The 12258-nt window shown below is 44.0% G+C and carries 10 protein-coding genes and 1 riboswitch; of the genes, 9 read left to right on the top strand and 1 reads right to left on the bottom strand.

Annotation, left to right across the window (positions count from 1 at the left end; all coding sequences use genetic code 11):
• Position 1 precedes the first annotated feature (1 nt).
• From QNI08_RS04725 to QNI08_RS04685, 9 genes are all read left to right on the top strand, one after another.
• Entirely contained in the window at positions 2 to 541 is a 540-nt protein-coding gene (locus tag QNI08_RS04725; protein ID WP_483313738.1) for a spore maturation protein, read from the top strand.
• A gap of 313 nt (positions 542 to 854) precedes the next feature.
• Positions 855 to 1595, top strand: coding sequence for a 23S rRNA pseudouridine(2605) synthase RluB (gene rluB / locus QNI08_RS04720; RefSeq protein WP_285766272.1), 741 nt, complete (start codon positions 855 to 857; stop codon positions 1593 to 1595).
• A gap of 209 nt (positions 1596 to 1804) precedes the next feature.
• Positions 1805 to 2335 carry a thiol-disulfide oxidoreductase ResA gene (resA, locus tag QNI08_RS04715; RefSeq protein WP_285766271.1) on the top strand — a complete coding sequence of 177 codons (531 nt, stop codon included), beginning with the start codon at positions 1805 to 1807 and terminating at the stop codon, positions 2333 to 2335.
• An 18-nt stretch (positions 2336 to 2353) separates the two neighbouring features.
• Positions 2354 to 4003: a cytochrome c biogenesis protein ResB gene (gene resB / locus QNI08_RS04710; protein ID WP_285766270.1), complete on the top strand. Its 1650-nt coding sequence runs from the start codon at positions 2354 to 2356 to the stop codon at positions 4001 to 4003.
• Positions 3996 to 5174 carry a c-type cytochrome biogenesis protein CcsB gene (ccsB, locus tag QNI08_RS04705; protein WP_285766269.1) on the top strand — a complete coding sequence of 393 codons (1179 nt, stop codon included), beginning with the start codon at positions 3996 to 3998 and terminating at the stop codon, positions 5172 to 5174. Before resB ends, ccsB begins: the two co-directional genes overlap by 8 nt.
• Before the next feature lie 288 nt (positions 5175 to 5462).
• Entirely contained in the window at positions 5463 to 6179 is a 717-nt protein-coding gene (locus QNI08_RS04700) for a response regulator (RefSeq protein WP_285766268.1), read from the top strand.
• Positions 6176 to 7963 carry an ATP-binding protein gene (locus tag QNI08_RS04695; protein ID WP_285766336.1) on the top strand — a complete coding sequence of 596 codons (1788 nt, stop codon included), beginning with the start codon at positions 6176 to 6178 and terminating at the stop codon, positions 7961 to 7963. The genes QNI08_RS04700 and QNI08_RS04695 overlap by 4 nt, the downstream gene beginning before the upstream one ends.
• A 203-nt stretch (positions 7964 to 8166) precedes the next feature.
• Complete coding sequence (sigX, locus tag QNI08_RS04690) at positions 8167 to 8721, top strand: RNA polymerase sigma factor SigX (RefSeq protein WP_285766335.1); 555 nt, start codon at positions 8167 to 8169, stop codon at positions 8719 to 8721.
• A complete protein-coding gene (locus tag QNI08_RS04685) occupies positions 8693 to 9907 on the top strand; it encodes a hypothetical protein (RefSeq protein ID WP_285766267.1) in 1215 nt (404 codons plus the stop codon). The genes sigX and QNI08_RS04685 overlap by 29 nt, the downstream gene beginning before the upstream one ends.
• A gap of 65 nt (positions 9908 to 9972) precedes the next feature.
• Here the strand turns inward: QNI08_RS04685 and serA are convergent, their stop codons facing one another.
• Complete coding sequence (serA, locus tag QNI08_RS04680) at positions 9973 to 11547, bottom strand: phosphoglycerate dehydrogenase (RefSeq protein WP_285766266.1); 1575 nt, start codon at positions 11545 to 11547, stop codon at positions 9973 to 9975.
• A gap of 552 nt (positions 11548 to 12099) precedes the next feature.
• Positions 12100 to 12236, top strand: a riboswitch (FMN riboswitch).
• Positions 12237 to 12258 lie beyond the last annotated feature (22 nt).

Genomic DNA, 12258 nt, shown 5'->3' with positions numbered 1-12258 from the left:
AATGTTGCATTGGATGACGACGATTTCAATTTGGATGATACCGCTTTTGATTCTCTCTGTGTTGCTGTACGGTACACTAAAACGGGTTCCGACCTATGAAACCTTCGTCGAGGGGGGGAAAGAAGGAATTAACATGTCCTTTTCCCTCATTCCTTTCCTGGTAGGGATGTTAGTGGCGATTTCGGTGTTCAGGGCATCGGGCGCCTTGGATTATTTTGTCCAATTAGTGAAACCATTGCTTGCACTGCTGCATTTTCCGTCCGAGGTGCTGCCGCTTGCGATCATCAGGCCCATATCCGGAACGGCTGCATTGGGCATGACTAGTGACCTGATATCGGTTTATGGCCCTGATTCCTTTGTCGGCCGCTTGGCTGCCACGATTCAAGGAAGCACGGATACCACCTTCTATGTGTTGACCGTTTACTTTGGCGCAGTCGGCATCAAAAAAATGGGTGATGCCCTTAAGGTGGGCCTGTTGGCCGATCTGGTCGGAATCATAGCTGCCGTCATCGTCGTGACACTCGTTTTCGGAATGAATTGAAAACCAAGGAAATGGATGCTCCATTTCTTTTTTTTTGCCTTTTTTCACGTAACTGCCCCCTTATGTGGCCACACTTTTCTTTATGTATCCAAACTCCCTTCAAAAGGAACATTTTTTTGTATGGAAAAAAAAGCTATGTTACACTCATTATGGAAACCACCCCATTTAACTGTCTCATTATTGGATCAATAAGAAAAGAAAAGCTCATTATCGCGAAAAACCTTTTGTTTTTGTCTCTTCATATGTAATAATTGTATGATTGTGTATTTGTAGACAATAACAAACGAATGATTAAACTATGAGGTGAAGATAGATGGAACGATTACAAAAGGTGATAGCACACGCTGGATTGGCTTCCCGCCGTAAAGCAGAAGAGCTGATATCAGAAGGCAAGGTAAAAGTGAACGGCAAAGTAGTGAAGGAATTGGGCGTGAAGGTCGGTCCTAATGATAAGGTCGAGGTTAATGAAGTCCCGCTTGAAAAAGAAGCTCCTGTTTATTTCCTCTTCTATAAACCGCGCGGGGTCATCTCGGCCGTTTCGGATGATAAGAATAGAAAGGTCGTAACGGACTATTTTCCGTACATCAATGAACGGATTTATCCGGTTGGTCGCTTGGATTACGATACATCGGGTTTGCTTGTATTGACCAATGATGGGGAATTCGCAAACACATTAATGCATCCTAAGCATGAAGTGGATAAAGTGTATGTGGCAAAAGTGAAAGGAATCCCTCTTCGTGAGAGCTTGAAAAAGCTAGAAAAAGGGATCAAGCTGGAGGATGGCAAAACAGCTCCAGCCAAGACCAAGGTATTGTCGACCGACAAAAAAAAGGAAACAGCCATTGTGGAAATCACGATACATGAAGGCAGGAACAGGCAAGTACGCCGCATGTTCGAAGCGATTGGCCATCCCGTGATCAAATTGAAGCGGGAAAAATACGGATTTTTGACACTGGACGGGCTAACCGCTGGAGACTCCCGGGAGTTGACTCCGCACGAGGTCAAATTGATGCGCACCATGGCATCGACCGACCCTAAACAAAGAAGAATGTAAGCAAGGATTTTTATCGATACATCGGTTGAAGGCCACTACCCCGTTATTCCCCCTGTGAAGAGAGGGTGGTGGACAACAACTCGTACGTACCTTTTCTTTCATGATACGGTAATGATTGTCACAAAACCTTCGGAAATGCAAAAAAATGGACAGGGTGTTAAATGGTATAATGGTATGGTTAAATTTAGGGTTGCCCTAGGAGGATTTCTATGGATAAAAAGAAGCGACGCTTAATAAGCAGAACCATCATTCTTTTGCTGTTAGGTGCAGCTTTAGTGTTTGCCCTTTATACGAACTTCACTAAAGATAAGAATGATAGTCTTGGAAAAGGATCGGATGCACCCAATTTTGTTTTGACCGATATGAAAGGCAATGAACATAAACTATCCGATTATAAAGGAAAAGGCGTCTTCCTGAATTTTTGGGGTACATATTGCAAGCCGTGTGAATATGAAATGCCGTATATGGAACATCAATATCAGAACTATAAAGACCAGGGCGTGGAGGTATTGGCAGTCAATGTAGGGGAATCCGACTATGCTGTCGATAATTTCATCACAAAGCATGATCTTACCTTTCCAGTCATGATCGATCAGGGCAGGGAAGTGGAAAATGCTTATCGCGTGGATATTTTACCCGTTACCTTTTTGATTGATAAAGAGGGAAAAGTAATAGATATCATTACAGGAGCTTTGACAGAAGAGAGCATCCAAAAGCATATGGAGAGAATCAAACCATAATACTGGGGAGTTTTTGACATGAAAGAAGTAAAATGCGATTGTGGTCATGTAAATCCGTTTGGCACGAAGATTTGCGGAAAGTGCGGCATGGATCTTGGAAGTGAACAAGAGAATAAGCTTATTGATATGCGCTATGAAGGAAGTGCGAGGCGTTCGCAAACCTACAGGAAAACGGTCATTGATAAAATATGGAACTTTTTTTCGTCCGTCAAGGTAGGGGTGACGCTCATCGTCATTGCCTTGGTCGCTTCAGCCATCGGTACGATTTTACCGCAGGAAATGTATATCCCTTCAACCGTTACACCAGCAGAGCATTATGAATCGGAATACGGCTGGTTCGGAAAGGTGTATTATGAACTCGGGTTCCATAATTTGTATAGTTCATGGTGGTATTTGCTCATAATTGGAATGCTTGGCATATCCCTGCTCGTTGCCAGCATCGACCGTTTCTTCCCTTTATATCGTTCTTTAAAAAAACAAGGGGTCATCCGGCATGATGGGTTCATGAAGCGACAGAGGATCTACGGTGTGACAAAGCTTGATGAACAGGATATCGACCTGGACAAAGTCAAGACTGAATTAAAAAGGCAGCGTTATCATATCCGTGAGGAAAAGGGTCATATACTTGCCGAAAAAAACCGCTTTTCAAGGTGGGGGCCCTATGTTAATCATATCGGACTTATCATTTTTTTAATCGGTGCCTTACTGCGTTCCGTGCCGGGCATGTATATCGATAAAGTCGTTTGGCTCAGGGAAGGTGAGAGAAAAGAAATTCCGGGCACGAATGGAGAATACTATCTCAAGAATAATGAATTCACGTTAGAGGTGTATGACAAAGGCAACAAAGAGGATCAACAGTACACCGCCGCAATAGATAAGACAGGAACAATAGCCAAAACCTATCAATCCGATGTCACGCTCTATGAACGCAAAGGGGAAGCGATACCAGGAGAAAAAGTCGGCCTTGAAAAGGTTAAAGATTATAAAATCAAAGTCAATGAACCTCTGAAACATGATCATTACGCCCTTTATCAAGTAGATTATAAGCTGGATGAGCTCAGTACGATGTCATTTAATTTGATTAACAAAAAAACGAATGAGAAGTTTGGCGGAGTGAAGATCGATTTGAACGATCCAAAAAAGAACTACCAATTGAATAAGGGATATTCCGTCGATCTAATCAGTTATTTCCCTGATTTCGAGTTTGATGAAAAAGGCGAACCAAGGACGATATCGAAGATTCCGAATAATCCGGCATTTATCTTTAAGATGCATACACCGGATAAGCCGGAGGGGGAAGTCAGTTTCGTGGCGATAAAAGAGACTGCAGAGCCATTAGGTGAAAACACGTATAAAATGGCTTTTAATGGTGTGGAAACCCAGGATGTCACTGCGTTGACCGTCCGGAAGGATTTAACGCTCTGGATCCTATTCACTGGAGGGATCATCTTCATGGTGGGTGTGGTCCAAGGCTCGTATTGGAATCATCGCCGCATTTGGATCAAGAGGAAACAGGATGAGATTGTCATGGCCGGCCATACAAACAAAAACTGGCATGGCATTAAAAGAGATATCAAAAAAGCGATTGAGTCGACATCACTTTCTGAACCGAAGGATCAACTTGAGGAGGAGAAATCTTCTACTAAGGGGGAAGCTTTAAATGGCTGAGATAAGCGGTAACTTTTTATACGCAGCTTTCATATTATACTTGATCGCCACTTTCTTGTTTGGGGGATCGATAAAGGATAAACGGGGAGCGGAAGAAAAGAAACAAAATAAATGGGCTAAGTTTGCCATTTCCGTCACCATTCTTGGTTTCGCAGCGCAAATTGGCTATTTCATTACTCGATGGATTGCTGCCGGCCACGCACCCGTCAGTAACCTGTTCGAATTTACGACCTTTTTCGGAATGATGCTGGTCGGTGCATTCATATTAATTTACTTCCTTTATATAACACCCGCACTTGGGTTATTCGCTTTACCGATTGCGTTATTGATCATTGCTTATGCCAGCATGTTCCCTAGGGAAATTTCGCCGCTCATCCCTGCGTTACAGAGTGATTGGCTACACATTCATGTTACGACTGCAGCGGCGGGACAGTCGATACTTGCCATCAGCTTCGTGGCAGCTATCATCTACTTAGTCAAATCCGTCGAACAAACACAAGCCAGCAAAAGAACGTTCTGGCTGGAGGTCATCATGTTCACGTTAGTCTGTACCATCGGCTTTGTGATCATCACATCAAGCTTTGCTGCAATGGATTACAAAGCTAATTTCGATTGGGTCGATAAAAAGGGCGTTGCGGACAAGCAGGAGTTCAACCTGCCTGCGTTAGTGGGTCCGCATGAAGGGAAGCTGATCGAGCCGGATCGTTTTGAGCCGCTAGTGAGCATGCCTGCGCTCATCAATGCCAAAAAACTGAATACAGTCATTTGGTCTACCGGAGCGGGGCTCGTCCTTTACGGCCTTATTAGATTGATAACTCGGAGAAGGGTAGCGGCATTGATAAAGCCGATCGTAAAGAATGTGAATTTGAGCTTGTTGGACGAGATCAGTTATCGTTCGGTCCTTATCGGTTTCCCAATCTTCACCCTTGGTGCACTTGTATTTGCCATGATCTGGGCACAAGTGGCATGGACAAGATTCTGGGGCTGGGATCCAAAAGAGGTCTGGGCGCTTATAACGTGGTTGTTTTATGCAGCATTCCTGCATCTGCGAATGTCAAAGGGATGGCAAGGGGAAAAATCGGCCTGGCTTGCAGTCATCGGTTTCGCCATCATGATCTTCAATTTGATATTCGTCAATTTGGTCATCGCCGGTTTGCATTCATACGCATGATTCGGTATTGTAATAGATAGTTGCAGGGGGGTCTTTTGATAGAATATCCGAGGAGATGGATGATCGGGTTTTCTTGAGAACGATCCCCTTTTCTATAGCGCCAATAAGGAAAGGATAACGGTGTAGTGCATGACCATTTCGCGGGTGCTTGTACCGTTTATGTGACAAAAAGGTGAAAAGTCCTTGATGGAGATGCAGAATTGCCTGTTAATCATACTTTTGATGGAAATAATATTAGTCATCGAAGTATTCATTTTGTAGAATATAGGATAGGAGGCTGATTTCATAATGTATAATGCGATTAAAATTCTCGTGGTGGATGATGAGGAAAGAATTCGCCGCTTATTAAAGATGTACTTGGAAAGAGAGGAATACATAATCGATGAAGCTGAAAATGGTGATATGGCTTTAACGAAAGCCCTCGAAAATGAGTATGATTTGATTTTATTGGATATCATGATGCCTGGTAAGGATGGAATCGAAGTTTGCCGAGAGCTGCGGGAAAAGAAAGCGACACCGATTATCATGCTGACTGCTAAAGGGGAAGAAGTGAACCGGGTTCAAGGGTTTGAAGTGGGCACCGATGATTATATCGTGAAACCGTTCAGTCCCCGCGAAGTCGTGTTAAGGGTCAAAGCTTTATTGCGACGTTCTTCAAGTACGAGTTATGTACAGACGGAAACGACGGCAAAAGATGTGATCGTCTTTTCCCATCTAACCATAGATAATGATGCCCATAGGGTGCTTGCAGATGACAAAGAGGTGTCTTTGACACCCAAGGAATATGAATTATTATATTTCCTGGCCAAATCTCCTGATAAAGTTTTCGATCGGGAGCAGCTATTAAAAGAAGTGTGGCACTATGAATTTTTTGGAGATCTTCGAACTGTGGACACACACGTAAAACGCTTACGTGAAAAACTAAACCGAATATCGGAAAATGCAGCCAAGATGATTGTCACGGTTTGGGGTGTCGGTTACAAGTTCGAAGTCATTAATGACTGATGTTATGGGGCAGTGTTGTAGGGAAGCTATGGGCGACGATCTTATTGCTTGTTTCATTTGTATTGATCGTATTAACCGTTCTTCTCGTTGAATTTTTTGAGAATTTTCAAATCGAGAATATTGAAAATGATTTGACGAAGACGGCTGAACAAATCATCAAGGTGACAAATGACCATCAAGGATCACGTACCGATGTTTTACAAATAGCCTCGGAACTGATAGGCAAAGAAACGAAAATGATCATTTTGAACGATGATAAAATGGTCTTCTCATCCATTGGCGGCACCGGTGTTGAAATAACCCCGCAGTCCATTAAGTCGGACCCCGAACTGCTTAAGGTTTTTACGGAGAGGAAGACCGTGAAGAAGGAAATGGCGCTATCCGATGATAAAGGTCAGGAATTATCTGCAATCGTTGTAGGGGTGCCGCTTGAGTTGAATGGAGAGCAGGATGAAGTCTTCCTGTTCCAATCGCTTGAGTCGATGGAAGAAACGACTAAGTCGACTACACAGTTCATTTTATTGGCCGCAGGTATCGCCATTATCTTGACGACGTTTTTTGCCTTCTTTTTATCGACCAGAATCAATGCTCCATTAGTGAAGATGAGGGAAGCCGCACTGGCCATCGCACGAGGAAAGTTTGATACTAAGGTGCCGATCTTGACGCAAGATGAAATCGGCGAGCTGGCGATAGCGTTCAACCAGATGAGAAAACAGCTGAAATTCAACATGAATGCGCTAAGCCAGGAAAAGGAGCACCTTTCAAGCATTTTAAGCAGTATGGCGGATGGGGTCATCACCTTTAATAAAGATGGTACGATCCTTGAGACGAATCCGCCAGCTGAAAGATTCTTGCAATCCTGGTATTTCGAGAAGGGCTATAACCGGGAAGACAATGTGAATGTACCTTTGGTGCTGATGAACCTATTTGATGAATCCGAATCTTTGGATAAGGAGCAGGTTGGTGAAATTACGCTGCAGGGCCGCGACTGGGGCTTGATTGTCAGTCCTCTATATACAAATCCCGACAATATCCGGGGTGCGGTGGCCATCATCCGGGACATGAGTGATGAAAGGCGGATGGACAAACTAAGAACGGATTTCATTGCGAATGTTTCCCATGAGCTGAGAACGCCGATTTCCATGCTCCAAGGGTATAGTGAAGCGATCGTTGATAACATAGCAGGCAGCGAAGAGGAAAAGATGGAAATGGCCCGCATCATTTATGATGAGTCCTTGAGGATGGGGCGATTAGTCAATGATTTGCTCGATTTGGCTAAGCTCGAATCGGGAAAAATGAATCTTAGGTACGAGTGTGTGCCCATTTCCCCTTATTTGAATAGGATCACGAGCAAGTTTTCCGTGCTGGCCAAGGAAAAAGGGATCTCGATATCGACGAGTCTCCAAGACGGTGGTATCGAATGGCACTTCGATCCGGATCGGATTGAACAGGTCTTGACGAACTTGATTGATAATGCGATCCGCCATACTCCTTCAGGCGGGAACATTGATGTCGTGCAAAGGACAAGTGATCGAAGAGGGCTGGTCATAGATGTGAGGGATTCAGGATTGGGGATTCCCGAAGAGGATCTGCCCTTTGTATTCGAACGATTTTACAAAGCGGATAAAGCAAGGACCCGCGGCCGGTCAGGTACGGGGTTGGGATTGGCAATCGCCAAAAATATCATCAATGCCCATGATGGGTACATCACGGTGAACAGTTTACCGGATAAAGGGACAACATTCAGTTTTATCCTGCCTCGAATCATGGAAAATCCTGATTGAATGACGGATAGCTTGCCAGAAAATCTTGTTTCATAGGAAACGGTGATAACAAAGGCATATGGAGGAATCCATTTTGCCTTTGTTTTTTTATCAGGCAAAAATAAAAGTGGAAATTGGTTGAATGTTAAAATAAGGATGAAGCGGAGCGTGTAACTTTTCATTCAGGCTTGACGACTATATTTATGAACGGATGTGGGGAAATGATAAATTCCGTTTTCCACGATCTTTATGAAAAATATCATCAGGAAATCTATCAATTCATTTATTATATGACTAGAAATCGAGAAACGGCCGAGGACCTGGTTCAGGAGGTCTATATCAGGATCATGAAGGCCTATGAACGATTTGAAGGTAAAAGCAGTGAAAAAACCTGGATGTATTCCATCGCAAGAAATGTAACGATCGATCATTTCCGAAAACAAAAAGGATGGAAGGATAAACTCTTCACCAACTTTGATTGGGACAGGCAAGCGATTGAAGACAGCCAGCCGATACCGGAAGAAGTAGCAATCTTGAACGATGATATCCAAGCTCTTTATCAATGCTTGAACCGATGCACCACGAATCAAAGGTCGGTCATCATTCTCCGATATATCCAGGGGATGTCGATAACCGAAACAGCAGCTATATTGAACTGGAGTGAAAGTAAGGTAAAAACGACCCAGCACCGCGCCTTAAAGGTAATCAAAAAGCTGATGGACGATTCATCAGGAAAGGAGGGGCACCGTTTTGAAAAGATCCCGTTGGAACGAAAGTGAAATCGAAGACATGCTACGCGAGCTTCCAAAGGTCAAGGATCACAGAAACAAGGCAGAGGTAATGGCAGGAATATATCGTAAGAAGAAAAAGAAACGCTCGTTACAGCTATTGGCAGGCGTTGCTTCCCTATGCCTGATGATTGTTGTGGCTTCAGTATTGATGATTGGAAAGGGTAGGGAGGTAAGTCAAGAGAAAAGTGACGGCAGTCGGAAATTGTCAGTTTCTGAAAGTAAGGAATCAGCTGATTATGGAGCAAAATCGAACGAAAGCAGCTCGGGAGATATCCAGGAAAGCCAAACGCTTACGGGCAAGCATGCAGAAACGGAAGCCAAAGACGAAGAAATGGAAATTGAACCTTTTAGCGGGGTGCAGGAAAAAACATTCGCACCTGCGATTTATGATGATGAACTGAAAAATGCCTCGGCCATTACACTGGGCATACCAGATGATCAAATGAACATCGTCGTCCCCATCTCCATCAAGCAAGAATCTTCTGACGAATCGGATCAGCTGAATCGGATGGTCACGCAAATGTCCCAAATCGATGAAGAGCGCTATGGATTATCAGACTATTTTCCACTGGATGTAACGATTAGCGAAGGAATTGATAAGACCACTGCTCATATTGAGTTCAAGAAAGATAGCCCATTATTGGATGAGGATGATCTTTTCCTCTCCTCCATGGAAGAAACCCTCTCCTATAACAATATAACGAAGATGACTTTTGCTACAGATGGCAAGCAAGGCGCAATGTTTTCTCATGCTGGTTTCTTAAAACAGCTGGAAATACCCGAACATAAACACCGGACGTACCTTCTATACCAAAAAAATCAATCCTCTCCAAGACTGCTTGTTCCAAGCACGGTCCAATATCACGGTTTTGCCGAAGCGCTGCAAGCGGGAAAAAGGCAGTCTGAATTGAAAAGAGTGTCACCTGCCATCCCGAAAGACTTGGTATGGGAAAGGATAAAGTCCAAGGGAAGTCATGTAACCATTCAATTGGCAGAAAATATGGATATGGAAAATAGCGAGCGGAGCCTTGAAGCCTTAGAAGCGATTCTTTTCATCGCTAAGGATTTTGGCTATGAAACGGTGAAGTTCGAACATGCTCCGATAGAAAAGGTGGGTCATCTAAATTTAACTAGGGACATAAAGGTGCCGAGGGCACCTAACCAAATCAAATGAGACGAGGGCCTTATAAGGGTCAGAAAAAAAGCAAAAGTGCCCATGAGGCGGGCACTTTTGCTTTTTTATAATGAAATGCGGGCCATGAAGGTAATTTCTTTTGTTTCCATTAAGACTTGTTTCAGTTTGTCCTCGAGCGGTGCATCAAAGCTTAAGACCATGATGGCCTCCCCGCCAGCTTCTTTCCTGCCAACCTGCATCGTTGCGATGTTCACTTCATGATCTCCAAGGACCTTTCCTACGTTGCCGATTACCCCGGGCTTATCGGTATGCTGGATATAAAGTAAATGTGCTTCCGGATGAAAGTCGATCTTGAAGCCATTCAAATTCACGATTCGTGAACCGTAATTTTCTATGTGAGTACCGCTGATTGTTAATTCGCGGTTATCGCCTTTAACCTTAAGGCTGATCAAGTTCGCGTACCCTAAGGAGTCAGTGGAGATTTTTTCCCCGACAGTGATGCCGCGCTCTTTGGCTACAAGCAGGGCATTTACCTCGTTGACGGGAGCGTCGACTCTTGATTTGAAGAAACCTGAAATTAAACTTTTTGTCAGAATCGCGGTATCAAAGTCGAGTGATTCGCCTGAATAGGTTACCGAGATTTCTTGTATACCTTCTTTCATGCACTGTGAGGCAATTGATCCCATTTGCTGGACGAGTTGATAGAAGGGCTGCACCTTTTCAAACACCTCTTTGGAAATGGCTGGAAGGTTGATGGAGCTCGAGACAGGATTTCCTTCGAAATAGGTTAATACTTCCTGTGCGACCTGTACGGCCACATTCAATTGGGCTTCCTTCGTGGATGCACCCAAATGAGGGGTGGCAATCACACTTTCAAGTTCAAGCAGCTTATGCCCAAGCGGGGGTTCTTCGACGAAAACGTCGAGCGCAGCGCCGGCAACATGACCACTAACGATCATTTCGTATAAATCATCTTCGTCGAGGATTCCGCCTCGGGCACAATTCAGTACGTACACGCCTCTTTTGCAGGTGGACAATTTTTCTTTATTGATTAACCCCCTCGTTTCAGCGGTTAGGGGGGTATGTACAGTAATGATATCCGCTTTAGGCAGCAATTCTTCCAAGGACAAGGATGTTACGGACATTTTCTTGGCACGGTCAGCACTCAGGAATGGATCATATACAATGACCTCCATGCCAAACACCTTAGCGCGCTTGGCAATTTCCCCGCCAATCCGACCAAATCCGACAATGCCCAATGTCTTGCTGCGGAGTTCCGTACCTGTGTAGGATGAACGTTTCCACTCCCCGTTTTTCAGTGAAGCATTTGCCTGAGGAATGTGGCGCATGAGTGAAGTCATCATGGCAAAAGTATGCTCAGCTGTCGAAATGGTATTGCCATCAGGTGCATTTACGACGACGATACCGCGCTTCGTTGCTGCGGGGATGTCAATATTATCCACGCCGACGCCAGCGCGGGCGATGATTTTTAATTGTGGCATCCCGTTCATTAAATCTTCCGTCACCTTCGTTGCACTTCTAACAAGGATAGCATCAATCTGCTCAAGTTCGTTTGCTGCTTCCTCTACCGTCTTTTGGATGAGAAGAATATTGGATGCTCCTGCTAGCGGACCTAGTCCCTCTGGTTTGATCGCATCTGCTACTAAAATCCGATACACGACTTCACACCTTTCTAAAGAATTATCTTAAATTTCAGTTAATTTTACAATCGAATGGTGGAGGATGTCAATTTATGATTGGTTAAGGAAACGCCGCGATGGAGGGGAGGATATATTTTTGACATCATATCAGGCTGATCGAAGCAAAAAGATTGTTCTTGAATGCTCAAACTGCATAGGCTTCCAAACATGAGTTTCGAGCAGCTTTGTTTTACCTGTAATGAAAGCCTTACTCTAAAAATCTATCTTTTAGTTAAAATCAGGAATAAAAAACTTGCGATGAGGATGATGCTTTCTACACATGATTTCATTCTGCGAAATCAACATGAATTGCTTACTTCAAATCGCCTGGTGCAGGCCAGCCCTTCTGATTGTGGAATCGTTCATTGATCTCGCTTTTTGGAGATAGTCAGGTGAAGTCCGCCCAAGTGAAAAGACCTGGTAACTAAAGACGGCCGTTTTCCATACGATAACAGTCACTTCAAAGAAAATGCTATTCAAAAGTAAGATTATCGGATATAATGGAAATGGAAATACAAAAAAAATTTATAGATCTATCTTCGGGGCGGGGCGCAATTCCCCACCGGCGGTGATGAAGAAAACGCTTCTTCTAAGCCCGCGAGCCTTTCGGGGCAGGATTTGGTGCGATTCCAAAGCCGACAGTATAGTCTGGATGGGAGAAGATGGAGGTTCCTGATGGCGTTTCAACAA

Source organism: Peribacillus folii (assembly GCF_030271255.1).
Lineage (GTDB): Bacteria > Bacillota > Bacilli > Bacillales > DSM-1321 > Peribacillus.
Note: the sequence above shows the minus strand (reverse complement) of the source record. Positions and strands in the feature narration are given on the sequence as shown.